The 24,549-nt window shown below is 49.5% G+C and carries 17 protein-coding genes, 3 rRNA genes and 1 riboswitch; of the genes, 11 read left to right on the top strand and 9 right to left on the bottom strand.

Translation table 11 applies throughout. From position 1 onward, the window contains the following. Positions 1-13 precede the first annotated feature (13 nt). The gene (yjeH, locus tag HER31_RS00175) at positions 14-1,243 is read right to left on the bottom strand and encodes an L-methionine/branched-chain amino acid transporter (RefSeq protein ID WP_168658719.1); all 1,230 of its coding nucleotides are present in this window, start codon (positions 1,241-1,243) and stop codon (positions 14-16) included. 113 nt (positions 1,244-1,356) lie between these two features. On the opposite strand from yjeH, the gene HER31_RS00170 reads away from it, so the two are divergent. Next, positions 1,357-1,782 carry an Lrp/AsnC family transcriptional regulator gene (locus HER31_RS00170; RefSeq protein ID WP_168658718.1) on the top strand — a complete coding sequence of 142 codons (426 nt, stop codon included), beginning with the start codon at positions 1,357-1,359 and terminating at the stop codon, positions 1,780-1,782. Positions 1,783-1,868: 86 nt separating this feature from the next. Here HER31_RS00170 and HER31_RS00165 read toward each other — a convergent pair whose 3' ends face one another. After that, positions 1,869-2,873, bottom strand: coding sequence for an NADP-dependent oxidoreductase (locus tag HER31_RS00165; protein ID WP_168658717.1), 1,005 nt, complete (start codon positions 2,871-2,873; stop codon positions 1,869-1,871). A 173-nt stretch (positions 2,874-3,046) separates the two neighbouring features. Between HER31_RS00165 and HER31_RS00160 the strand changes: the two genes are divergently transcribed. After that, on the top strand, positions 3,047-3,541 hold the full coding sequence (locus HER31_RS00160) for a phosphatase domain-containing protein (protein ID WP_168658716.1): 495 nt from the start codon (positions 3,047-3,049) through the stop codon (positions 3,539-3,541). Here HER31_RS00160 and HER31_RS00155 read toward each other — a convergent pair. After that, a complete protein-coding gene (locus tag HER31_RS00155; protein ID WP_168658715.1) occupies positions 3,531-4,871 on the bottom strand; it encodes a sodium/glutamate symporter in 1,341 nt (446 codons plus the stop codon). The genes HER31_RS00160 and HER31_RS00155 overlap by 11 nt on opposite strands. Positions 4,872-5,107: 236 nt before the next feature. Here HER31_RS00155 and HER31_RS00150 point away from each other — a divergent pair, with 236 nt between their 5' ends. The 5 genes from HER31_RS00150 to HER31_RS00130 all read left to right on the top strand — a co-directional run bounded on the left by HER31_RS00150 (position 5,108) and on the right by HER31_RS00130 (position 11,891). Beyond that, on the top strand, positions 5,108-5,512 hold the full coding sequence (locus HER31_RS00150; RefSeq protein ID WP_168658714.1) for a hypothetical protein: 405 nt from the start codon (positions 5,108-5,110) through the stop codon (positions 5,510-5,512). Further along, positions 5,512-6,051: a class I SAM-dependent methyltransferase gene (locus HER31_RS00145; protein ID WP_168658713.1), complete on the top strand. Its 540-nt coding sequence runs from the start codon at positions 5,512-5,514 to the stop codon at positions 6,049-6,051. Before HER31_RS00150 ends, HER31_RS00145 begins: the two co-directional genes overlap by 1 nt. A 3-nt stretch (positions 6,052-6,054) precedes the next feature. Continuing rightward, positions 6,055-6,345, top strand: a complete 291-nt coding sequence (locus HER31_RS00140) for a hypothetical protein (RefSeq protein ID WP_238786865.1) — start codon at positions 6,055-6,057, stop codon at positions 6,343-6,345. A gap of 408 nt (positions 6,346-6,753) precedes the next feature. Continuing rightward, the gene (gene rluA / locus HER31_RS00135; RefSeq protein WP_168658712.1) at positions 6,754-7,413 is read left to right on the top strand and encodes a bifunctional tRNA pseudouridine(32) synthase/23S rRNA pseudouridine(746) synthase RluA; all 660 of its coding nucleotides are present in this window, start codon (positions 6,754-6,756) and stop codon (positions 7,411-7,413) included. 608 nt (positions 7,414-8,021) lie between these two features. Continuing rightward, positions 8,022-11,891, top strand: coding sequence for a S8 family serine peptidase (locus HER31_RS00130; protein WP_168658711.1), 3,870 nt, complete (start codon positions 8,022-8,024; stop codon positions 11,889-11,891). Between the two features lie 110 nt (positions 11,892-12,001). Here HER31_RS00130 and asnA read toward each other — a convergent pair whose 3' ends face one another. Beyond that, positions 12,002-12,979 (bottom strand): aspartate--ammonia ligase, encoded by a 978-nt coding sequence (asnA, locus tag HER31_RS00125; protein WP_168658710.1) that lies wholly within the window; start codon positions 12,977-12,979, stop codon positions 12,002-12,004. A gap of 126 nt (positions 12,980-13,105) precedes the next feature. Here asnA and asnC point away from each other — a divergent pair, with 126 nt between their 5' ends. Next, on the top strand, positions 13,106-13,594 hold the full coding sequence (gene asnC, locus HER31_RS00120; RefSeq protein ID WP_168658709.1) for a transcriptional regulator AsnC: 489 nt from the start codon (positions 13,106-13,108) through the stop codon (positions 13,592-13,594). Here the strand turns inward: asnC and lysC are convergent. Continuing rightward, positions 13,591-14,961, bottom strand: a complete 1,371-nt coding sequence (gene lysC / locus HER31_RS00115) for a lysine-sensitive aspartokinase 3 (RefSeq protein ID WP_168658708.1) — start codon at positions 14,959-14,961, stop codon at positions 13,591-13,593. The genes asnC and lysC overlap by 4 nt on opposite strands. Positions 14,962-15,029: 68 nt before the next feature. Beyond that, a riboswitch (Lysine riboswitch) is annotated at positions 15,030-15,206 on the bottom strand. A gap of 548 nt (positions 15,207-15,754) precedes the next feature. Here lysC and arcA point away from each other — a divergent pair. Next, positions 15,755-16,474 (top strand): two-component system response regulator ArcA, encoded by a 720-nt coding sequence (arcA, locus tag HER31_RS00110; RefSeq protein WP_168658707.1) that lies wholly within the window; start codon positions 15,755-15,757, stop codon positions 16,472-16,474. A gap of 53 nt (positions 16,475-16,527) precedes the next feature. On the opposite strand, the gene HER31_RS00105 is transcribed toward arcA, so the two are convergent. Next, positions 16,528-16,890, bottom strand: a complete 363-nt coding sequence (locus tag HER31_RS00105; RefSeq protein WP_168658706.1) for an Hpt domain-containing protein — start codon at positions 16,888-16,890, stop codon at positions 16,528-16,530. 304 nt (positions 16,891-17,194) lie between these two features. Here HER31_RS00105 and folE2 point away from each other — a divergent pair, with 304 nt between their 5' ends. Together folE2 and HER31_RS00095 are read left to right on the top strand one after the other, a co-directional pair. After that, a complete protein-coding gene (folE2, locus tag HER31_RS00100; protein ID WP_168658705.1) occupies positions 17,195-18,142 on the top strand; it encodes a GTP cyclohydrolase FolE2 in 948 nt (315 codons plus the stop codon). A 110-nt stretch (positions 18,143-18,252) separates the two neighbouring features. Then, complete coding sequence (locus HER31_RS00095; RefSeq protein WP_168658704.1) at positions 18,253-19,185, top strand: 2Fe-2S iron-sulfur cluster-binding protein; 933 nt, start codon at positions 18,253-18,255, stop codon at positions 19,183-19,185. Positions 19,186-19,404: 219 nt separating this feature from the next. Here the strand turns inward: HER31_RS00095 and rrf are convergent. The 3 genes from rrf to HER31_RS00080 form a co-directional block, all read right to left on the bottom strand. Further along, positions 19,405-19,519 (bottom strand): 5S ribosomal RNA (rrf, locus tag HER31_RS00090). Between the two features lie 81 nt (positions 19,520-19,600). Continuing rightward, positions 19,601-22,489 (bottom strand): 23S ribosomal RNA (locus tag HER31_RS00085). Between the two features lie 316 nt (positions 22,490-22,805). Continuing rightward, positions 22,806-24,362: ribosomal RNA gene (locus HER31_RS00080) — 16S ribosomal RNA — on the bottom strand. The 16S, 23S and 5S rRNA genes sit together here, the layout of an rRNA operon. Between the last annotated feature and the right edge of the window lie 187 nt (positions 24,363-24,549).

Here is a 24,549-nt window from a genome sequence, read left to right as displayed (position 1 = left end):
TCCCGTTCTGCTGCTAAGCGCAGGCATTTTCTGATTTTGGTTTTAACCACAGCAACAGCATTGCAATGAGTAACGCGCCGATGGCATAGAACATATGGGTACCAACGCTGTAGCCCAGTAGCAAAATCAATACTGACGCCATTGCCGTCACGACTTTATAGCGGCGCCCAAGCAAACGCCATCCTGCCAACATCGATAACAGATACACCAACACAAAAATCCCATTGGATGGCGCTAGCAGATGCTCAAAATCCCACTGCAACCAATACGAAAGCAGCAATGATGCACCCTGCAATAGTGCCAACATCACCAGCGCTCGCGCCGGCACCTGAGCGCTGTTTAGTTGCACAAACTGCTGCGGCAAATAACCTTGCTTAGCTAAGCTCCAGGTTAATCGCGCCATCGAGTTAAAATAGGTATTCATAGTGGCGATGCCTGCCAATACACCAAGGCCACCGATAACAACCGCTCCGCCGCCGCCGAATAACTGATCAAACAGTGTAGCTATCGCTACCCCCTCCTGCTCCGCATCCAATACCAGCGCGGTACCAGCCATATAAACCAAACCAACCAGTATCGTGCCCCACATCATCGCAGGCATAAAATCCCGCTGCGGATCCTTAAACTCCGCGGAGAGGTGGCTAAAAGCTTCGACGCCCAGAAATGCCCACAGGGCAACGCCAGCTGCAGTTAGCACCGGCGCAGCGCTGAGTTGATCCAACTGAGGAGCCCTAATCTGCTCAACGTTTCCCAATATCATCGCGGCAAAAACCGCTAAAATAACAATGGTTAAGCCAAACTGGAGCTGACCAGATAGCTGTAAGCCACGGTAGTTCAGCGCCAACATCATCGCCATCAAACCCAACTCGAATAGAAGCTTTGCCTCCTCACCAAGGGGCACCAAGAGATCGGCAAATGCCATGGTCATCATCATCGCTGCAGGCAAACCAATCGGAGCAACCGCCAAAAATAACAAACCGATCGCTGCCCCTGCCCGCTCACCAAATGCCTGTCGGACATACCATGACGGACCGCCAGCATCTGGGTAAAGCTGACCCAACTTAGCAAACACCAATGCGACAGGCAGCATCGCCAGTAGCAACAATGCCCAAGCAAACACGGCTCCATCGGCCGCCAATTTAACGGTTAATTGCGGTAGGATAAATACGCTGGTTCCCAGCAGCGCGGTAGAAAGTAACCCTACCCCCTGCCAACGCGTTATGGTGGGATTTAACTGAGTCATTTGGGTTCCGAATTAGGACTGAATCGCTACAGTATACGCCGAAGATTGATACTGAGATGCCGGTTGTAACCGTCAATTTAACGGTTGTAACCATAATTTTAATAGGAATATAAATGGTCGATTTAGATCAATACGATCAAGCCATCATTGCCGCACTGCGTCAGGATGCTCGGCAAAGCACTTCTGCACTCGCTCGACAGGTAAATCTATCTCGCAGTGCTGTTGCGGATCGGCTTAAAAAGCTCGAGCAAAGCGGCATAATTCAGGGGTATCGGGTGCTATTGCGTTCCAGTGCGGCCACTGATGTCAGTGCCTACTTTGAGATCCAACACAATCAGAAAAGCTGCCAATTACTGGCGCAACGGCTGCGCCTATTTCCCGAATTGCACAGTTGTCATGGGATAAGTGGTCAGATCGATCTACTGATATTGGTTAGAGCACCGTCGATGCAGCGGTTACATCAATTGCGTGAAGAGATAGAGAGTTGGGAAGAGATCAACAAAATCACTACCCACGTAGTGATGAATGAATGGTTTTAGCCGGTTATCACCCCCGATTGGAAACCAACGGTCGCTTCTATAGCTAATCAACAGCTGAGAAGCGACCGAACAGTGGATCTATGAGCCTACAGCTTGACCAACATTTTGCCGGTATTAGCACCACTAAATAAACCTAAGAAACCGTCGTAGGTTGATTCAATCCCCTCTACTACGGTTTCCTGATTAACCAACTTTCCTGCCATCAAGTAACCACCAACATCAGCAGCAAACTGTTGGTAATCTGCCATAAAGTCCGAAGCAATAAAGCCCTGCATGCGAATACGGCGACGGATAAAGTCTGCCATATTGGTTGGCCCAGCTACCGGCGCTTCAGCATTGTATTGATCAATCATGCCGCAAGAGACAATACGGCCAAAGTCCTGCATGTTGGCCATTGCCGCTTGCAGATGAGCGCCCCCGACATTATCAAAAAACAGGCTGATGCCTTCCGGAGCCAATGATTTTAACGTCGCAGTTAAGTCGTCACTGTGCTTATAGTTAAAAGCGGCATCAACACCAAGTTGCTGGCTCAACCAAGCGACCTTGCTGTCACTGCCAGCGGAGCCAATTACCTTGGCGCCAGCCAGCTTTGCTAGCTGGCACACAATTGAACCCACCGCTCCAGCAGCACCAGAAACAAACACCACATCATCTGCTCTCAGTTGCCCCACTTTGTTCAAACCTGCCCAAGCAGTAAGCCCTGTTAACCCCATCACCGACAGATAGTTTTGCAGCGGTAAACCGTGGCCGCCAACCGCTGTCAGATCACTGCCATCGCTAATAGCTAACTCTCGCCAGCCTTGCATGTGCATTACTTCTGCGCCAACTGGGAACTGCGGGTTATTCGACTCAATCACCTTACCAATGGCACCACCTTGCAACAGTTCACCGGGTTGAAATGGTGGTACATAGCTTTTGGTGTTGATCATCCGTCCACGCATGTAGGGATCCACTGACAGCCATAGGTTTTTAATTAACACCTGCCCCGTGCTGAGATCACCGAGCTGCTCCTCTACTAAGGTGACGGTGCTGCTGTCTGGCATACCTACAGGATAATGTTGAAACTGCCAGCCTTTAAAACTGTGGCTCATCGTGTCGCTCCTTTGACTGAATGCCATAATGTAATTGCTTAATTTGCGACCACTTTAGCTAATTGTTTGATGTGACAGCAATAGTTACCGGAATATGGCCATTGCGTCATTATTAAAAGGCTCCCACAATCTGCCTCAGTTGGTTCATTGGCTAGCAAAATGAAGGATAAACTATGGATAAGTTGTTTTGGTTGGTGCCGGGACAAATTGCAGGACGCAGTGGCCCTAATAAGGATCCGTGGAAGATTGCTGAACTGGCTGAGACTGGGATCGATTTAGTGGTGTCGCTCAACGATGCCGTTGGGGTTGATAGCAAAGAGCTATGCCAATATCAGATTGAACATCTGCATATTGAACTGCCGCCTAATATTCCTCCTAAGGCTGGCGATGAACAACACTGTTTAGCGGGATTAACTCAGGCATGGCATCAGCTAGAGCCGGTATTATCCTCAGGCCAAACCGTCCTTATCCATTGTCGCAGTGGCAAAGACAGAACCGGCTTACTGATGGCCTACTTAGTGATGCAGTTAGAGAAACTGCCCCCAAGTGAAGCCATCGCAATGGTTAAAGAGGTTCGCCCTATCGCTTTAAGCGCCGAAGGGTGGCTCGACATGGCCGAGCAGGTGCTGAGCCAATTGGAGCCACAATTAGGCCAATTTAGCGCGTAGCTAAGCGATTTTTACCGCCCAAAAACAGCAGCCAAATAGCAACAACAGCAGCGACATACACCCACATCGCGCCAATTGCGATGTGGGCCATTCCTTGCATCATCAAGATGGGAACCATCGACACGATGATCAGATCGGTTATCGAACCGGGAACATAAGCGATGGCGTAATCATCCAGTACCTTAGAGCGCATTTTCGGATCGGCGATACGCAGCAAGGCGATCCCCATACCCACGGTCCCAGTTAACCATCCCCACGAGAAAATCGCTTTTTCAAACCAGTTGTCACCTAAGATCCGAGGCGCTACCACCAAAACTAAGAACAGGTTGAACAATAAGCCGATAATCATCAACACCGCTATCGGCAAGGCATAGTTCATCAAGATGGTGATCTTGATGGCGCCGACCCCAAAGACAATCAGAAAGTCAGTTGCACTGCCGGTGGCATGACTGAAGATCGCATCGTCAAAATAGCGGTTGGCTTGGCTCTTACGCATCAACAAGCGGGCTACTAAGCCCAACACAAAGGCAGCTACAAACGCCGGTACCTGCACCATATGGTGAAAGCTAGAAAGGTACTTAGCGCCGTGATACCCCAACATGGTTACCAGCAACAACACCGCCGCATGCATGGCAAATACATCAATAGAAACCGACGACACACCATTGCGAGCCAGCGCTTGTTGTTGCGACGGTACAATGAGGCCACGACGCTCGGTAAAGCTGAGCTCATTAAAGGTGGCGAAATTTTTGATCCACCCCTTTTTAACGCCAAGGTGCATCAACCCCATGCCGCATAGAATGGAAGCGAAGATCCCGACGGTCGCCGTTGTTAACGCCAATGTGAGCGCATCTTCCCAACCTTGCCCCTGTAGGGTTTCGCCCACAACAACACCGGTACCATGGCCCCCCATAAAGCCGGCTGGCATGACAATACCAAACGCCGGTGGCAGTTCCGGCCATACCAATGCGATCAGCCCTAATCCAGCCATCGCGGCAAAAGCCCACTGACTAACGGTGGCAATTTGGTTAAAGGCCCATAAGCTTCCGGCACGGCGCATTAAAGTATGCATTGATGGAAAGTCGGTCGCTAAGCCAAGTGAAGCAAATAGCATCACCGTTAGCACCGAGGCGTTGCTAGCAAACGCACTGCTCCACGGCAACAGGTCGAGTCCTGCAGGACCAAAAGCCAGTGCGAGCATGCCTGCAATCAGCGCAGCTGGGAGATATAGCTTCTGTAGCAAGATGACATTGGCGCGCAGCCATTTACCGATCAACAACAGTCCGCCAGCAACGGCGAAGTCGGTAAAGATATCCCAATTAGATAACATCCGTTTCTCCTACAACATTCAATCTACCACAGTAGATTTAGGAAAAAGGGAGTGATTTTAACCGTAAATTGAGCAATGTACAGGCAACGTCGTCGTCGTTGCGCAGTCAGTAAGCATTTTCTCCGTAAAAGTGAAAAATTAGTTCGTGTTGGTGCAGCATTTCTAAGTCAACACTTGAGCTTAGTCAGCAAGGCACTGACAATGGCAGTTAATTTCCTCTAACCAATGAGCTCCCGATGGGCAAAGCAGTCAGCGACTTCGAATTTTACGTATTAAGATTGGGCAAAACCACATTACGTGCCGCCCATGTACTTGGTGTTATGGGAGGTGCCGGCGGCTTCCTATTTGGCTTAGAAAGCGAACTATGGCGCCATTGGTGGATTCTAGCGATGAGTAGCGGCTGCCTGTTGCTGGCGTGGGAGATCTGGCGTTCACCAATGTGGCTGGTACAGTTAAAGGGCGCGTGCACCATTGGCAAGATTATTTTACTCGCGCTGTGTTACCCCTTCCCTGCGCTCGCTCCGTGGTTTTTTAGCTTCATCGCGCTACTATCGGTGTTTATTGCCCACGGCCCAAGCCAGTTCCGTCACTATTCGCTGTGGCATCGCAAGGTATTACGAGGGAAGGAGATTAAAGGTTAATGCATACCAGCAATCAACCAAGCCAACTGCTCGTTGACCAACTGGAGCAATTTAGGCAATTACCAAGTGGCCCAATTCTTGACCTTGCCTGTGGTAGCGGCCGTAATGGACTGGCATTAGCGCAAGCGGGTCATCCACTGTGGTTTACCGATGCCAACAAAGAGGCCTTAGCGCGAGTTGAACATCAGCTAACAGCATTGGGCACCACTGCCGTCATCTGGCATCAAGACCTTGAAGATGGCCACAATCCGTTTGCGGGCAAACAGTTTGCCGCGGTAATTGGCTTTAACTACCTCCACCGCGAGCTGTTTCCGTGGTTAATAGATGCGGTTAAGCCCGGCGGACTAGTGATATATGAAACCTTCACCATCAAGCAGGCTGAAATTGGGCGGCCCAGTAACCCCGCCTTCCTTCTAAAGCCTAATGAATTGAAACAATTCTTTGCCAGCTGGCAAATACTCCATTACGTTGAGGGTAAGCAAGCAAATCCAGATCGCTATAGTGCGCAACTGGTGGCTCGCAAACCCAACAAGGAGTAGTAGATGCTGAAGTGGTACCCCAATCAGGTTCGGATAGGTGCAGCCCCTATCGTCACCATTATGATGGTGTTTATCGCTATATTAGGCAGAACCATCTGGCCGGGATCGCCACTATTTATGTGGCCTCTGTACGCCGCACTTCCATTGGTTGCCCTGCTTCATATCTTACTGGTGCTGGACGACAGCAGCATGAGCCGACTTGACTCAATGTTTTATGCATTGGTGCATATTCCATTAGCCTTCGTGGTTTGGACCTTCTCGATTTTGTTCGCCAACGGCAGCAACGTTTTTTAGTGCTGTTTAGCAACTAATTGTTATTTCCAATAGTGTTAAAGCACCAGCTAAACGAGTGTGCAGACGCAAACGACAAAGCACTACCGCCTTTGAGCTTTCGTCAAATGAGAACTGTGCGACCAAGTCGCTTGGACTGCGACTTAAGGCTGGAGGGCTACTCTAAAGGGGCTCAGCTCCCCTTTGGCTGCCGTCGTCACCGCGACATCCTCCCCTAAAGCGTACTGCAATCGGTAAAGCCGAAGGGTTGATATAAACCTCAACACTTAACTACGACACAGCCAAATTTAACGCCAATAGCGGTGCGTAATAGCTCACTCCGATGAGATCGACGCCATAGTTAGCTTGCGATAGGGTTGCATCACGGCGGCAGTTTTCCTACTGTAGCGGCCCCAGATTTATGGAGCCGTTATGCGACCGTTTACCTACCAGCCACCGACAGATCCTTACCTGCCCCTGATCCATCAAGACGATGACATCATTGTGGTTGATAAACCATCCGGCTTACTTTCGGTGCCGGGACGGGAACTGGCTCACAAAGACAGTGTCTATAACCGCGCTAAAGAGCAATTTGGTGAGGTATTTGATGTACACCGTTTGGATATGTCGACCTCAGGGATAATTATCGTTGCCCTGCGTAAAGACGCAGAGCGGGAACTGAAACGTCAGTTTCGCGATCGTGAAACCAGCAAAAGTTATCTCGCGCGTATTTGGGGCCACCCCGAACATAATGAAGGTGAAGTGGATCTACCGCTGATCTGCGACTGGCCGAATCGGCCATTGCAAAAGGTGTGTTACGAAACTGGTAAACCATCGCAAACCCTCTACCGCGTGATTGAACAAGACAAGCACAGCAGCTTAGTTGAGCTAATACCAGTGACTGGGCGCTCCCATCAATTGCGAGTCCACATGCAGGCACTTGGCCACCCAATTCTTGGGGATGCGCTCTACGCTCACGATGACGCACTTGCTGCCAGCGACCGATTGTTACTGCATGCGCATAAGCTCACAATTAAGCAACCAACCACCGCTGAGATACTCGAACTAGTAGCACCGCCACCGTTTAAATAGGCTGTGTCGTAGTGAGCTGTTGAAGTTTATCTTAAGCCTTCGGCTTCACCGATTTCGGTGCTGTTAGGGGACTATGTCGCGGTGGCGACGGCACATTCTTGTATGCATGAGGGGGGGGAGCTTCGCCCCCTTTGGAATCCCCACTTGCCTTAGCTCGCCGTCCAAAACGCTTCGCTGAACTGCTCCAATGCGGCAGCAGATCAATAGCGGTAGTGCTTTACCCTTGTATCGCGACTCGCCTAGCCAGTGCTTTAACAGCACTGGAAAGAGCAACACTTATTAGTTGCTACACAGCCAAACAATAGCCCTCGTGCCAGCACGGGGCTTGTAGTGACCAATTATGAGCACCACAGCCCTCCTCAAGCTCCCTGCCACCACGTAAATCCGACTTCCTTCCTGCCCAAAGCCGAACCATAGATTCACAACTTGTTCATCAATAGCCACATTATCTTTTTTAGGCCTGTAAAGAACAATAAACAGCGCTCAAATAGCAATCTGTAGTTTGTTGGGAAATTATTGCACTAGTGTTACAAGGTTCAACTGACCTAACTCGTAGGTAACCGCAGCAGGTTGATGTCGCTCGGAGTTATTGCATGGAAGGAATGAGAATGAAAACAAAAATTGCACTTGCTGTCGCCGTGGGCCTAACCGGAGTTGCGGTCGCAGGCCCGCAGCAGCTCAATATCCAAACAACAAATGATTCGTTCGAGCTATTGTCTCGTACCCAAAATCATCAGCCTGAAACTCGTCAGGCCGTTGTAAGCAATACTGATCGTTATATCGTTCAATTGGCCGATCAACCTATTGCCACCTACCAAGGTGGCATTGAGTCTTTCAACGCTACCGCGTCAAGCAAAGGCGACAAACTCAACCTTCAATCAAGCGCTGCAATTACCTACCGAAAGCACCTTTTGAGTCAACAGCAGCAATTTCGTCAAACCTTGCAACAGCGCTTACCCGGCGTTGTTGTTGAGAAAAACTATCAAACCGTATTTAACGGTATGAGTGTACACGCCGTTGGCGTATCCATTGCCCAATTAGCGGCAATCCCAGGGGTGACTGCGGTATATCCAGAACGAATGTATTACACCCAGATGGATCAATCATTGGATCTGATTAAGGCCGCTTCCGCTTGGGCGGCTTTAGGTGATCGTGCCAATGCCGGTAGCGGGATCCGTGTTGCAGTTATTGATTCAGGGATCCGGCCCGAAAGCGACCTATTTGATGACGCGGGCTTCGAAGCTCCCGCTTCCTTACCCGGCGACGACTATTGCGGCCTAGTTGACCAAACCTTCTGTAACAACAAGCTGATTGTCGCTCGTTGGTCTACCCCAACATTCCCTGTGGCGGAGCAGGAAAACATGAGTCCGCTTGGGTTTGATGGCCACGGTACCCACGTTGCTGGTACTGCCGTAGGTAATCCAACCGATATCGAATACCAAGGCCAAGCAGTTACCATCTCTGGGGTAGCTCCCGGCGCCTACTTGATGTCTTACAAGGCACTCTTTGCGACCGCTTCAGATCCTACCCGTGCCTCTGGTTCCAATGCGATGTTACTGGAAGCATTAGAGTATGCGGTCAGTGATGGTGCCGACGTAATCAATAACTCTTGGGGTGGTGGAGCTGGTGCAGATCCAGCAACCTCGCCCTATCAACAAGCCTTTGAAGCGGCAGAAGCCGCTGGTGTCGTTGTCGTAAGCGCCGCCGGTAACGACGGTTCTGGTGCGCAAACCATTGGCTGTCCCGGCTGCATCGAGTCAGGAATTACCGTTGCCAACACCACGCATGGACGTTTCTTTGCCAACGAATTGGCCATTGGTTCTTTAACCGGTATTTTGGCGATTGAAGGTGCTGGCACAGCTCAGCTTGAGCAAGATTTGATGGGGCCAGTCATTAGTGCGGTGGCGGTCGACGCGGTTAACTTTGAAGGCTGTAATGAGTTCGCCGCCGCAAGCTTCGACGGCAGCATTGCAATGATCAGTCGAGGCAGTTGTACCTTCCAAGCTAAGGTGGATAACGCTGCCGCAGCAGGAGCAACCGCAGTGGTGGTTTACAACAACCGCGCCGGCCAACCCATCACCATGGCGCTTGACGAGACTGCCATTCCAGCAGTGATGATTAGTCAGAAGAACGGCGAAGATGCGTTGGCTCAACTCGATAATGAGATGGTTATGGCGACTATTGGCGCAACCACAACTCGCATCGTCGATAACGAATTTGCTGACAATACCGCTTCAAGTAGCTCCCGTGGCCCTAACGGCAATCCAAATATTCTCAAGCCGGATATTGCTGCCCCTGGGAGCAGCATATTATCGGCCATGTCACCGGATGAGATTGGCAATGAGGGCAACAACTACGCCGTGTTGTCTGGCACCTCAATGGCTAGTCCACATGTTGCTGGCGCTGCCGCTTTGATGCGCTCAATGCACCCAGAGTGGTCTGCGATCGAGATTAAAACCGCATTAACCTCAAGCGCAACCAATATGGGGTTAACCAAAGAGGACGCCGAAACACAAGCCGATCCATTTGATATTGGTGCCGGTCGCCTCGATCTGGAAGCTGCTACCAACGCGGTACTGACCTTTGATAAAGCCAGCTTCGCTAACGCATCCTGTATTACTGATTGTTCATTCACCGCTACGGTAACTAACCGTGGTGACAGCGAAGCCAGCTGGGATCTGAGCGCCTCCGTTGAAGGTACTGATGTAATGGTCTCTCCAGCAATGTTGGCGCTTGCAGCCGATGAGTCCGCCAGTTTTACCGTGTCACTAGACACCACTTTTAGCAACAAAGACGGTTGGGTATTTGGCCAAGTTGATTTCAGCGGCGATAGTAACGCCCATCTCCCTATCGCGGTGTTCCCAGAATCTTCGAGTGATGCCAACACCCTGTCATTTAGCAGTGACACCAATTCGGTGGCTTACGGTGAAACCGCGATGGTAACTGCGGTGTTTAATAACAAGAACTTCGCTAATACCGTTGCTATCCGCATGAGTACTCCTGAAGATATCACTATGGTGGCAGGCTCTGGCGTTATTACTGCATCAAATGCCAGCGCAAGCGGCCAAGAGATCAATGAAGAGGAGGGTTATCTAAGCTGGGAAGGCACTTTAGATAACGCCGTACTTACTGCAACGTTTATAGGCACTTCTGGGGTAGGAAGCTTCGCCTCTGCCGATAACCAAATTGCCTGTAACAGTGGTTGTGATGAGTTCAGCGCTAGCTTTGACCTGCCAGAGATTGAGTATAATGGTGAAATATACAGTGCCATTACCATTTCCGATAATGGCCTGATCATCCCGGGTTCCTTTCAGGACACCAGCGGTACGTACGCCAATCAGATGCTGCCAAGTGACGTCGCCCCAAATAACGTTATTGCACCGTTTTGGACAGACTTCGATCTGGATGACGGCAGCGAAGGCGATACCGGTGATGGTACGGTTCACATCTATGGCTTAGGCTCTTACGTCGTAGTGGAATGGAATAACGTTGCCGTTTGGAGTGACACCAGCGATAACCGCTACACCTTCCAAGCATTCATCGGTTATGGCGATGCCATTGGTGACAACTGGTTTAACTATGTAGAGCTTGGCGAGTTGCCTAGCGCGTTAACTGTGGGGGTAGAAAACAGCGGTGGTGACCTAGGAACCAGCGTCTATTACAACGGCAGTGGCGATGCTCCGGTTACCGACAGCTACGTACAGATCGCTAACCTCGCAGGTGGCATGGTCGCTTTGAATGCTGAGATTAGCAGTAATGTGCTTGATGTTGCTGCCGACGATATGGTCGAGGCGACCGAAGACACCGTGGCGACCTTTGACTTAGTGGGCAATGATACTGCCGTGGTTACTATCCCGTTGACAGCAAGTGCGAGTCACGATGGACAAAGCCTTGAATCAATTCAATTGCTCGATGTCTCAGGTCCAGCTCCTACGGCTATCGCAGTAACTATGGCAGCAGCAAATGGCACCGTTGAGATTAACGACGATCTCACGGCAACCTATACCCCAATGGCGGATTTCTTTGGCATGGACAACTTCGAATATGAAGCGACCGATGCTGACGGAATGGTCATTGGTAGTGCCAGCGTCAACATCACCGTGGCTAACGTTAACGATGCGCCGGTTGCCTCAGTAAGCGCTTCAGCTACTTCAGCATCGTTTACCGAAAACACCGCCGTATCTATCGCACTTGAGGCGGTCGATATTGATGGCGATGCACTAACTTGGAACGTTACCCAAACTGGCGGACCAGACGTTAACTTTAGCGTTAGCAACAACACCCTAACCTTCACTGCGCCAATTGTTTCTGAACCAACTACTCTAACCTTCGCAGCCGTAGCCAATGACGGCACGGTCGACTCAAACAGTGTCACCGTTATGGTAGAGGTAACAGAGAAGAGCGGTTCCTCAAGCGGAAGCCTTGGCTGGTTATCACTGTTGCTATTGCCACTATTAGCTCGCCGTCGCCGTGCTTAATCGACATTGTTAGGCTGCAGTTAATATTTAGAAACGCCAGCAATTGCTGGCGTTTTTTGTCACGGCACTTAACCGTTCATTCCACTTTGGTAGTTATTGGCCAATGCAGATTACAACCGTGCTGCACAGCTGTCTTGCCACACACCACATTGCACTTCACCAATATGGCTTTTGCCCAATAGCAGCATCAACAAGCGTGATTGGCCAATGCCACCACCGATGGTTTGTGGTAGCTGCCCAGCTAATAACGATTGGTGCCATGGCAATTGCTCATCTTGCTCCCGGCCAGCCAGCAGCAATTGGCGACGCAAAGCCTCCGCATCAACACGGATCCCCATTGAGGACAACTCAAATGCTTCTTCAAGCAGTGGGTGCCACACTAGGAGATCACCGTTCAAACCGGCACCTTGCTCTGTTTCAGTGCTCCAGTCATCATAATCTGGCGCTCGTACATCATGGATCTCACCGTCTGCTAACGAACCACCGATCCCCATAATAAATACTGCACCATAGTGACGACAAACTTCGCTCTCTCGCTGCTTAGCGCTTAGTTGTGGGTATTGATCTCGCAATGTTTCAGCATGGATAAAGTGAATCTGTGCCGGTAGTGATTCTGGGATGGCAAACTCAGCAGCCAATGCTGCTTCAGTGGCCTTGATTCCAGCCCAAATGCTCTTTACCCGCGCCACCAACTCTTCAATTTTACGACCGTCAGCGGACATCACTTGTTCCCAATCCCACTGATCAACCAACACCGAATGCTTGGCGCCAATGGTCTCTTCATCTGGCCGCAGCGCTTTCATGTGCGCCACAATCCCTTCTCCCTGGCCAAATTGATAGCGAGCCAGAGTCGAGCGCTTCCACTTAGCCAACGAGTGCACTACCTCGTAACGCTTTTGAGGAATCGACTTAACTGCAACTGCCACTGCATTTTCATGACCAGCTAAGCCATCTTGAACACCACTGCCTACTTCACACAACAACGGTGCCTGTACTTCGATTAAGCCCAGTTGCTGTGAAAGTTGTTGACTGAAAAATTGACGAGCAAACTGAATTTGACGTTGGCTTTGGATGTAAGACTGTTTCATAGCGATCTCTTAATAAATGCGGTCATCTAGGACATATCCTTAACCCAAAAGCGCACTTCATCAATAGATTCTAAAACAAATAAGCTTGTACAATTAAGTTTCAAACGTAAAGTGGAGTAAATTTCGATGAATCATCAAAATGCAGTTGAAAATGAGCACGACTTCCAACGAATCGACAATTTGGATAAACAGGTATTAGTGGCATTGCAGCATAATGCACGTGTCCCCTACGCCGAATTGGCCAAACGTTTTGGCGTCAGTGCTGCGACTATCCACGTGCGCGTGGAGAAGATGAAGCAAACCGGTATCATCAATGGCACTCAGGTACTCCTCGACCCTAAGGCACTTGGTTATCAAGTTTGTTGTTTTATCGGAATCAATCTAAAAGCAGCGGGAGATTATCCTGCAGTACTGGCGAAACTAGAGGCACTAGCAGAGGTAACCGAAGCATATTACACCACTGGCCATTACAGTATTTTCATTAAAATACGTTGTCGTAATATCGACGCGTTACATCGGCTGTTGGTTGATCAAATCCAAGCAATCACTCAGATCCAATCAACCGAAACCCTACTATCGCTAAGCCAACCAATCAGCCGACAGATAACGCCTTAATCATCCAATAGGGTTCGATGCAGTTGCTGCACCACGGGCTCGGCTTCTTGAGCATCGACCAAGAAACACAGATTGTGCGGACTCGCCCCCTGGCAAATCATGCGGACGTTAAAGGGTTCAAGCACCTCAAACACCTGTTTGGCAATGCCCGCAGTTGTAGCTAACTGGTTGCCAATGACCGCAACCAAGGCAAGCTGCTCTGTCACTTCTACACGGCACATGGTTGCCAGTTCTTGCTTTAACTCAGGGGTAATAAGCGACGCTCCGCTCCCACTGGAGCCGGTGTCGTCGATGGTCAAGGCAACCGACACCTCAGAGGTGGTGATCAGATCCACCGAGATCCGATGTTTTGCCAAGATAGCGAACAGCTCGGCCAAGAAGCCGCGGGCGTGGAGCATGTTCAAGCTATGAACCGTAAGTAGCGTTTGTTGCTTACGAAGACTTAACGCTCGAAACCCTGGTGAAGTGGCTACTTCTTTACGGATCCAAGTACCGCCCTGCTCCGGTGCACGACTTTTGCCGACGAAAACCGCACTACCACAACGCACAGCAGGAAGAATGGTCGCAGGGTGCAGAACCTTAGCTCCGAAGGTCGCCATCTCTGCCGCTTCGTCAAAGCTCAGTTCCGGTATTGGTCGAGCTGTGGTAACCAAACGAGGGTCACAACTGTAGATCCCATCCACATCAGTCCAAACTGCCAACACCTCTGCCTGCAGAGCCTCTGCCATTAATGCGGCGGAGAAGTCAGAACCGCCGCGCCCTAAGGTAGTAGTATTGCCTTCACTATCAGCACCAATAAAGCCTTGCGTTACCACTCGGTTGGCCTGTAACAACGGTTGGAGATGCTGCTCTAGCAGTTGCTTCAGCGCAGTTAAATCTGGTTCTGCTTTCCCAAAATGATTGTCGGTACGCATTACTCGTCGTGCATCGAAACAGAGCGATTGCTCGTTTCGTTGCCGCAACAGTTCGGCAAATAGTGCGGAAGAACAACACTCACCGAGTGCCAACAAGGCGTCGCTAATGGCACCATTAGCTAAGCCACCTAAACGCTGTTTACTGAGCTTATCCATTTGCACCAACAGATCATCGATATCGGCAGCGAGCTGTGCCGGTCGTTGTAGTTGATCTAGGATTTGGTATTGAATACGCGCGATCTGCGCTAGATGGTCGAGGCGTTCAGCTTCAGTTAATTGCCCTTTAGCAAGCTCAACGAGAAGATTGGTAACACCGCTGGAGGCACTCACTACGACCAGTCGTACCGCTGGATCGGCCAATACAATATCAGCGCAACGCTGCATCGCCTGATAGTCGGCCACTGAAGTACCGCCAAACTTTGCGACGGTATATGAAAAATCGGTTTGTCTCATGCTTCGAACCTTGTCGTTCGAAGAGTCTGGTGCACGTATTGAAGAACCGTAGAGGTTACTCAATATGATTTTCCAGAAGCTCTCCACCTAATCCCTAATGGTGACAGCCCTGAGGATTCAGCCCCAGTGGCCGACGTAGCTTGGCGTAACCCAAGTTCAGTCTCGGCAATGCTCTCCCTCTACTCAGTTCATAAGGAATTACGCCTTCACTGAATATACCTAGACACCGCACCTCTTCTGTATGTGCAACTTAATGCGTCTACACTACACCGTAGTTAGGGGATAGGAGTCAAGTAGGGTGACAAAAACCAACACAAATCATTAACGATACGTATATTTAAAATATTAAAATTTATAGTTTTTATCTAACTGAACCAATCCTGAACAAGGAGTTTGGTCACAAATTTATCCATCATCAATGACAAATTGTGACTTAGTTACAAACAGTCTTGTTAAAATTTAGCGATAATAGCGCTCAAGCTAATAATGTTGTGACGTTGTACTCAAGCTAAAGAAAAAGCTAATCCGAATGGAATCTATTTCCACTTGTGATCCAGTTAACAATATGAGCCATTTGTTAACAATAAGTACAACTATTAAACACTTTTTTAGGTATTTTATTTATATAACGCAGCACAGGAGCCGCAACCTGTCACTGTGATGAAGCTGTGCTTCAAGGACAGTAGTTAGCGCTAATTGTGGCATAGAAACGGACTTTGCCTATGCTTAACGATGCCACTCATAAGTGTTGCGTCGTAGATCTGTATTGACTCGTGCTTTTTAGGTAGCCCAAATGCAAAATCCGCACATCCTTATCGTCGAAGACGAAGCAGTAACAAGCAACACTCTTAAGAGCATTTTCGAAGCCGAAGGCTACAACGTTACCGTTGCAGTTGACGGTGAAGAGATGCATAACGCTCTTAAGAGCACCAAAATCAGTTTGGTAATCATGGACATCAACCTGCCAGGTAAAAATGGCCTGTTGTTGGCTCGTGAACTTCGTGAAAAAGACGACATCGCTCTGATCTTCTTAACTGGTCGTGACAACGAAGTTGATAAGATCCTTGGTCTTGAGATCGGTGCAGACGATTACATCACAAAGCCGTTCAATCCCCGTGAACTGACTATTCGTGCTCGTAACCTGCTAAACCGCATTGTAAACGCTTCACGTCAAACTGAAGATCGTCCACAGGTTGAGTTCTACCACTTCAACCAATGGACTCTTGAGATTAACAGCCGCTCTTTGATCAGCCCAATGGGCGAACCGTTCAAGTTGCCGCGTTCAGAATTCCGTGCACTGCTTCACTTTGTTGAAAACCCAGGCAAAATTTTGTCTCGAGGCGATCTGCTAATGAAGATGACTGGCCGAGAATTGAAGCCGCATGACCGTACTGTTGACGTAACCATTCGTCGCATCCGTAAGCACTTCGAGAGCAACTCAGAGACTCCAGAGATCATCGCCACCATCCACGGCGAAGGCTATCGTTTCTGTGGCGAACTTGGTAACGACTAAGTAAAAGCCAATAAAAAAGACCGCCAAATGGCGGTCTTTTTTTATCACTGTAGTTAACTTTTACCCGCTAAATACTGTTTCAATAGTGATACATCTGCATCGTAGTGCAGGTTAATCTGAGCGAACCATTCCGAAAATTGCGACTCCCATTCCGGCTCGTCACCACACTGAATGCGCTCTGACAGTTGTTGGATTCGTTTTAATCCAATTGAACCAGCGGCGCCTTTTAGTTTATGGGCTTCCGAAATGATAGCCTCTTTTTTATCCGCGTTAATCGCCGTAGCAACAGCACCAATATATTGTGGGCCCATTTCCTCAAACATCACGACCGATTTCATCAATAACTCAGCCCCAATAGCATCACAGTACTGATCTAATATCACCGTATCGAGTTGCTCATACTGAGATAAAGCCATGTAGCCTCCTAGGCAGAAATAAAATAGATGACACAACCCTCACCATTATCGATTTTTTTAGTTGCGGTGAAAGTGTTACTTAAAGAACGGAACTACATTAACAATGGCGCACGTTTTTAGCCAGCCGATATATTGTAAATGGTTACCCTATTACTGCTATTTCGATACAATACACCTGCCTTAAACGTGGAGTACTCTAATCACATCGTCAACAATTCCTATGGTCTCGTTCGATTTTTCCCCATGAGACGTGGGATACCCCATGATATACTTGCCGTCCTAATAAAGTTTCATGGTAGTGATAATGACCGAAAACCCTACTCTACCCACTGCAATGCCAGATGTGGCCAGCAGCAGCCAAGCCCAAATTAGCGGCACGCTGGATTGGGTAGGAATGAGCCAGATCGAATTGCCGATTTTAGTTTCTGCCGATCAGACTGCACCACGCCACGTTAGCGCCAAGGTGGAAGCTTACGTTAACTTACCTAAAGCCCATGCAAAGGGCATCCACATGTCACGCTTATACGTGGCTCTGGATAAGCTATCGCTGGAATCCAGTCTAGATTTAGCTCAAGTTAAAACGTTGTTGAATGATTTCCTCAGCAGCCATGACGACCTGTCAGATAAGGCATTCGTTCGTTTTAGCTTTGATTACCACCTGCGTAGTAACGCGCTGATCTCCGATAACCAAGGCTGGCGGAACTACCCTGTAGTGTTAACTGGTCGCATGGAAGAGGGCGAACTGACACTTGAGATGCAGGTTGATATTGCTTACTCCTCAACATGCCCTTGCTCAGCAGCATTAGCACGACAACTAATCCAAGAAGCGTTCGAGCATAAGTTCCACGGTGAAGAGCAGGTTAATGCAGAGACAGTTAAGCAATGGCTAGGCAGCACTCAAGGTGTTGTAGCAACACCACACAGCCAGCGCTCAATTGCACAGGTTAAAGTAAAGCTGGACGGCAGTGATGTTAGTCTCCCTATTGCTCGTACGGTTGCTTCTGTTGAACATGCACTTAAGACCCCGGTGCAAGCCACAGTAAAACGTGAAGATGAGCAAGAGTTTGCCCGCCTTAACGGTCAGAACTTAATGTTTGTTGAAGACGCTGCACGCCGAGTGAAATACGCACTCGAGCAACAGCCTCAAATAGTCGACTTCTGGCTACAGGTAAACCATTTAGAAAGTCTCCACGCTCACGATGCCGTAGCCGTTGCTACCAAGGGCATCGCCAATGGCTACTCACCAGTTTAAAGGCACTGTTGAGTAACTCTAAAGGGGGCCTACTGGCCCCTTTTTCGTACATTGCATTTGTACGCTTGCTGGCACACCATAGGTTTACATACCTTGCACTGGTAAGCTCAATGGCCAAAGTTAACTATCAACAACGAAAAATTGACGTCCACCAGAATGACAGCGTACTCACTGCCTTATTAGAGCAAGGGATAGAGATCCCCTACGGCTGTCGCGCAGGGATCTGCCAAGCATGCCTAATGCAATGCACCGCAGGAAATATTCTGCCGGCTGCTCAGCAGGGGCTAACCCAACAACAAAAGGAGGATGGTTACTTTCTAGCATGCAGCTGCTTTCCTCAGTCAGATATTACCATTCGCCGTCCTGATATCGCCTGTCGCTATGAGAGTACAGTGGTCGATGTTGAACAGTTAACTGCTCAAGTATTACGACTACGGCTTACCAGCCCAATCCCGTTCCAACCTGGACAATCATTACTCGTTAGTATTAACGGTACCCAAAGACGCTTTTCTATTGCTAGCTCTCCCCCTATGCAGGCCTATATTGAACTCCATATTGAGTGTCGACCTAGCGGCTTGTTCTGTCATCAAGCACAAAAGCTTAACCAAGGGGATAAAGTGAAGGTTTCCAGTGCTAATGGTGATTGCATATACCAGAGCAGCTCACCGGAACAGTCGCTATTGTTGGTTGGCAGCCTTACCGGTTTGGCACCGTTAATCGGTCTAATCCAGAAAGCATTAGCGTTCGGCCATAAAGGTGATATCAACCTAATCCATATCTGCGAAAACAATCAGTTCTATTACCAGCAAGAGTTAAGAAACTTAGCCCTAAAACACCAAAACCTGAACATTCACCGTCTTACCGCTAGTGACATGATAACTGCTGATTTTAGCTCTCTATTAAAAGAGAGTTGGAGCCAATTACAACAGCATCAACTCTATTTCGCCGGCTCTAAGGGCCTCATCAAGCAACTTGCTCGGCAAGCCTTCCTTCAAGGTGCCAAACAGCAACAGCTCCATATTGAGCCGTTTACGGCAAGCTAATAGAGCACTATATGCTAGCCCTATTATCTCCTCCCTTATGACACCGCCATATCCGTCTAAGCGAACATGTTTGCAAAAATCATAAATGACAAAAGCCCGCTCCTTTCGGGGCGGGCTTTGAGCTAACTGCAGCCTGCCTCATGTCGTGGCAGCCTCAATTATTTTGGCGCAGATACGAAAAAGCCCGTTCCTTTCGGAACGGGCTTTCTCTAAATAAGTGTCTGACGATGACCTACTCTCACATGGGAACTCCCACACTACCATCGGCGCAACTGCGTTTCACTACTGAGTTCGGCATGGGATCAGGTGGGGCCACAGCGCTATTGTCATCAGACAAAAAACGTAAATTTGGTAAGCTGACTTTCTCTACAATCTCACAAGCTCTGCGATATCCGCAAAACCACTTGGGTGTTGTATGGTTAAGCCTCACGGGTCATTAGTACAGGTTAGCTCAACGCCTCACAACGCTTACACACCCTGCCTATCAACGTCGTAGTCTTCGACGGCCCTTTAGGGAACTTATAGTTCCAGTGAGAACTCATCTCGAGGCTCGCTTCCCGCTTAGATGCTTTCAGCGGTTATCGATTCCGAACTTAGCTACCCGGCAATGCATCTGGCGATACAACCGGAACACCAGAGGTTCGTCCACTCCGGTCCTCTCGTACTAGGAGCAGCCCCTCTCAATTCTCAAACGCCCACGGCAGATAGGGACCGAACTGTCTCACGACGTTCTGAACCCAGCTCGCGTACCACTTTAAATGGCGAACAGCCATACCCTTGGGACCGACTTCAGCCCCAGGATGTGATGAGCCGACATCGAGGTGCCAAACACCGCCGTCGATATGAACTCTTGGGCGGTATCAGCCTGTTATCCCCGGAGTACCTTTTATCCGTTGAGCGATGGCCCTTCCATTCAGAACCACCGGATCACTAAGACCTACTTTCGTACCTGCTCGACGTGTCTGTCTCGCAGTTAAGCTGGCTTCTGCCTTTGCACTAACCTCACGATGTCCAACCGTGATTAGCCAACCTTCGTGCTCCTCCGTTACTCTTTGGGAGGAGACCGCCCCAGTCAAACTACCCACCAGGCACTGTCCGCAATCCCGATAAGGGACCTACGTTAGAACATCAAACGTACAAGGGTGGTATTTCAAGATTGACTCCACTTCAACTAGCGTCAAAGTTTCATAGTCTCCCACCTATCCTACACATGTAGGTTCAATGTTCAGTGCCAAGCTGTAGTAAAGGTTCACGGGGTCTTTCCGTCTAGCCGCGGGTACACAGCATCTTCACTGCGATTTCAATTTCACTGAGTCTCGGGTGGAGACAGCGTGGCCATCATTACGCCATTCGTGCAGGTCGGAACTTACCCGACAAGGAATTTCGCTACCTTAGGACCGTTATAGTTACGGCCGCCGTTTACCGGGGCTTCGATCAAGAGCTTCGACCGAAGTCTAACCCCATCAATTAACCTTCCGGCACCGGGCAGGCGTCACACCGTATACGTCCTCTTACGAGTTTGCACAGTGCTGTGTTTTTGATAAACAGTTGCAGCCACCTGGTATCTGCGACCGCCAATAGCTTAGGGAGCAAGTCCCATCACCGTCAGCGGCGTACCTTCTCCCGAAGTTACGGTACCATTTTGCCTAGTTCCTTCACCCGAGTTCTCTCAAGCGCCTTGGTATTCTCTACCTGACCACCAGTGTTGGTTTGGGGTACGATCTCTAATTACCTGAAGCTTAGAAGATTTTCCTGGAAGCATGGCATCAACTACTTCAGTGCCGTAGCACCTCGTCATCGGCTCTCAGCCTAATGTTCACCCGGATTTGCCTAAGTGAACAGCCTACTACCTTAAACGCGGACAACCATCGCCGCGCTAGCCTAGCCTTCTCCGTCTCTCCATCGCAGTAATTAGCGGTACGGGAATATTAACCCGTTTCCCATCGACTACGCCTTTCGGCCTCGCCTTAGGGGTCGACTCACCCTGCCCCGATTAACGTTGGACAGGAACCCTTGGTCTTCCGGCGAGGGAGTTTTTCACTCCCTTTAACGTTACTCATGTCAGCATTCGCACTTCTGATACCTCCAGCAGACTTCTCAATCCACCTTCAACGGCTTACAGAACGCTCCTCTACCATGCTTATAAATAAGCATTCGCAGCTTCGGTGACTAGCTTAGCCCCGTTACATCTTCCGCGCAGACCGACTCGACCAGTGAGCTATTACGCTTTCTTTAAATGATGGCTGCTTCTAAGCCAACATCCTGGCTGTCTAAGCCTTTCCACATCGTTTCCCACTTAGCTAGTACTTTGGGACCTTAGCTGGCGATCTGGGTTGTTTCCCTCTCCACGACGGACGTTAGCACCCGCCGTGTGTCTCCCGTGATTGTACTCATTGGTATTCGGAGTTTGCATGGAGTTGGTAAGTCGGGATGACCCCCTAGTCCAAACAGTGCTCTACCCCCAATGGTAAGACACGAGGCGCTACCTAAATAGCTTTCGAGGAGAACCAGCTATCTCCCGGTTTGATTGGCCTTTCACCCCTAACCACAGGTCATCTCCTAATTTTGCAACATTAGTGAGTTCGGTCCTCCAGTACCTGTTACGGCACCTTCAACCTGCCCATGGCTAGATCACCGGGTTTCGGGTCTACACCCTGCAACTACGACGCCCAGTTAAGACTCGCTTTCGCTACGGCTCCCCTATTCGGTTAACCTCGCTACAGAATGTAAGTCGCTGACCCATTATACAAAAGGTACGCAGTCACCCAACAAGTGGGCTCCTACTGCTTGTACGTACACGGTTTCAGGTTCTATTTCACTCCCCTCACAGGGGTTCTTTTCGCCTTTCCCTCACGGTACTGGTTCACTATCGGTCAGTCAGGAGTATTTAGCCTTGGAGGATGGTCCCCCCATATTCAGACAGGATATCACGTGTCCCGTCCTACTCGATTTCACACTAAAGTCGTTTTCGTGTACGGGGCTATCACCCTGTATCGCCAAGCTTTCCAGCTTGTTCCACTAACTTCTAAAATGCTTAAGGGCTAACCCCCGTTCGCTCGCCGCTACTAGGGGGATCTCGGTTGATTTCTTTTCCTCTGGGTACTTAGATGTTTCAGTTCCCCAGGTTCGCCTCATTAACCTATGTATTCAGTTAATGATACTTGCTTATGCAAGTGGGTTTCCCCATTCGGAAATCGTAGACTCAACGGTTGTTACTACCTAATCTACGCTTATCGCAAGTTACTACGTCCTTCATCGCCTCTGACTGCCAAGGCATCCACCGTGTACGCTTAGTCACTTAACCATACAACCCCAAGGGGTCTTGCTTTCGCAATACTGACAATAACTTGCAAGTCATTGTTAGTAATATGCCGCAACCAAATGTTTTCGTTAGTTACACGCTCCGGGTAGGAGGTGTAACGCCGGATATCTTTAGACACTTGTAAGATTGTTTATTTAGAAACTCTTACAGTTTCTCGAGAAAATTTTATCAGCTTTCCAAATTTTTAAAGAGCATGTCATTCATAAATGAACAACGAGCCAAAATCATTAAGTCAAAGACTTAATGATTTCAGACAATCTGTGTGAACACTCAGCGCAAAACAAGTAATCATGTCGTTTAAGGAGGTGATCCAGCCCCAGGTTCCCCTAGGGCTACCTTGTTACGACTTCACCCCAGTCATGAACCACAAAGTGGTGAGCGTCCTCCCCGAAAGGTTAAACTACCCACTTCTTTTGCAGCCCACTCCCATGGTGTGACGGGCGGTGTGTACAAGGCCCGGGAACGTATTCACCGTAGCATTCTGATCTACGATTACTAGCGATTCCGACTTCATGGGGTCGAGTTGCAGACCCCAATCCGGACTACGACCAGCTTTATGGGATTAGCGCACTATTGCTAGTTGGCAACCCTTTGTACTGACCATTGTAGCACGTGTGTAGCCCTACTCGTAAGGGCCATGATGACTTGACGTCGTCCCCACCTTCCTCCGGTTTATCACCGGCAGTCTCCCATGAGTTCCCACCATTACGTGCTGGCAACATAGGACAAGGGTTGCGCTCGTTGCGGGACTTAACCCAACATTTCACAACACGAGCTGACGACAGCCATGCAGCACCTGTCTCAGAGTTCCCGAAGGCACACGTCCATCTCTGGTCGCTTCTCTGGATGTCAAGAGTAGGTAAGGTTCTTCGCGTTGCATCGAATTAAACCACATGCTCCACCGCTTGTGCGGGCCCCCGTCAATTCATTTGAGTTTTAACCTTGCGGCCGTACTCCCCAGGCGGTCTATTTAATGCGTTAGCTTTGGAAGCCACTCCTCAAGGGAACAACCTCCTAATAGACATCGTTTACGGCGTGGACTACCAGGGTATCTAATCCTGTTTGCTCCCCACGCTTTCGCATCTGAGTGTCAGTCTCTTGCCAGGGGGCCGCCTTCGCCACTGGTATTCCTTCGGATCTCTACGCATTTCACCGCTACACCCGAAATTCTACCCCCCTCTCAAGGACTCTAGTTTGGCAGTATCAAATGCAGTTCCCAGGTTGAGCCCGGGGCTTTCACATCTGACTGACCAAACCACCTGCATGCGCTTTACGCCCAGTAATTCCGATTAACGCTTGCACCCCTCGTATTACCGCGGCTGCTGGCACGAAGTTAGCCGGTGCTTCTTCTGCGAGTAACGTCACAGCCAACGGGTATTAACCGTTGACCTTTCCTCCTCGCTGAAAGTGCTTTACAACCCGAAGGCCTTCTTCACACACGCGGCATGGCTGCATCAGGCTTTCGCCCATTGTGCAATATTCCCCACTGCTGCCTCCCGTAGGAGTCTGGGCCGTGTCTCAGTCCCAGTGTGGCTGATCATCCTCTCAAACCAGCTAGAGATCGTCGCCTTGGTGAGCTCTTACCTCACCAACTAGCTAATCTCACTTAGGCTTATCCAATCGCGGAAGGTGCCGAAGCGTCCCCTCCTTTCCCCCGTAGGGCGTATGCGGTATTAGCAGTCGTTTCCAACTGTTGTCCCCCTCGACTGGGCAAATTCCTAAGCATTACTCACCCGTCCGCCGCTCGACGCCTAATGAATCCCCCGAAGGTTCATCATCATCGTTTCCGCTCGACTTGCATGTGTTAGGCCTGCCGCCAGCGTTCAATCTGAGCCATGATCAAACTCTTCAATTAAAGATTTGATTTTTTGTCCAACTCCTAAGAGCTAGACACTCAATGAATACTGAATTTCGTATAGTCACTCAGTAAATATCGAGAAAATGATGATTTCTCAATTCTACGTGAGTGCCCACACAGATTGTCTGACAAATTGTTAAAGAGCAGTTCTTGCGAACTTGGCTTCGTTGCCGAAGCAGGAGGC

Source organism: Ferrimonas lipolytica, assembly GCF_012295575.1.
GTDB lineage: Bacteria > Pseudomonadota > Gammaproteobacteria > Enterobacterales > Shewanellaceae > Ferrimonas > Ferrimonas lipolytica.
Note: the sequence above shows the minus strand (reverse complement) of the source record. Positions and strands in the feature narration are given on the sequence as shown.

Excerpts from the sequence above, each read along its gene's own strand:
- yjeH (WP_168658719.1), bottom strand. The coding sequence starts at position 1,243 with ATGACTCAGTTAAATCCCACCATAACGCGTTGGCAGGGGGTAGGGTTA.
- HER31_RS00170 (WP_168658718.1), top strand. The coding sequence starts at position 1,357 with ATGGTCGATTTAGATCAATACGATCAAGCCATCATTGCCGCACTGCGT.
- HER31_RS00165 (WP_168658717.1), bottom strand. The coding sequence starts at position 2,873 with ATGAGCCACAGTTTTAAAGGCTGGCAGTTTCAACATTATCCTGTAGGT.
- HER31_RS00160 (WP_168658716.1), top strand. The coding sequence starts at position 3,047 with ATGGATAAGTTGTTTTGGTTGGTGCCGGGACAAATTGCAGGACGCAGT.
- HER31_RS00155 (WP_168658715.1), bottom strand. The coding sequence starts at position 4,871 with ATGTTATCTAATTGGGATATCTTTACCGACTTCGCCGTTGCTGGCGGA.
- HER31_RS00150 (WP_168658714.1), top strand. The coding sequence starts at position 5,108 with ATGGGCAAAGCAGTCAGCGACTTCGAATTTTACGTATTAAGATTGGGC.
- HER31_RS00145 (WP_168658713.1), top strand. The coding sequence starts at position 5,512 with ATGCATACCAGCAATCAACCAAGCCAACTGCTCGTTGACCAACTGGAG.
- HER31_RS00140 (WP_238786865.1), top strand. The coding sequence starts at position 6,055 with ATGCTGAAGTGGTACCCCAATCAGGTTCGGATAGGTGCAGCCCCTATC.
- rluA (WP_168658712.1), top strand. The coding sequence starts at position 6,754 with ATGCGACCGTTTACCTACCAGCCACCGACAGATCCTTACCTGCCCCTG.
- HER31_RS00130 (WP_168658711.1), top strand. The coding sequence starts at position 8,022 with ATGAAAACAAAAATTGCACTTGCTGTCGCCGTGGGCCTAACCGGAGTT.
- asnA (WP_168658710.1), bottom strand. The coding sequence starts at position 12,979 with ATGAAACAGTCTTACATCCAAAGCCAACGTCAAATTCAGTTTGCTCGT.
- asnC (WP_168658709.1), top strand. The coding sequence starts at position 13,106 with ATGAATCATCAAAATGCAGTTGAAAATGAGCACGACTTCCAACGAATC.
- lysC (WP_168658708.1), bottom strand. The coding sequence starts at position 14,961 with ATGAGACAAACCGATTTTTCATATACCGTCGCAAAGTTTGGCGGTACT.
- arcA (WP_168658707.1), top strand. The coding sequence starts at position 15,755 with ATGCAAAATCCGCACATCCTTATCGTCGAAGACGAAGCAGTAACAAGC.
- HER31_RS00105 (WP_168658706.1), bottom strand. The coding sequence starts at position 16,890 with ATGGCTTTATCTCAGTATGAGCAACTCGATACGGTGATATTAGATCAG.
- folE2 (WP_168658705.1), top strand. The coding sequence starts at position 17,195 with ATGACCGAAAACCCTACTCTACCCACTGCAATGCCAGATGTGGCCAGC.
- HER31_RS00095 (WP_168658704.1), top strand. The coding sequence starts at position 18,253 with ATGGCCAAAGTTAACTATCAACAACGAAAAATTGACGTCCACCAGAAT.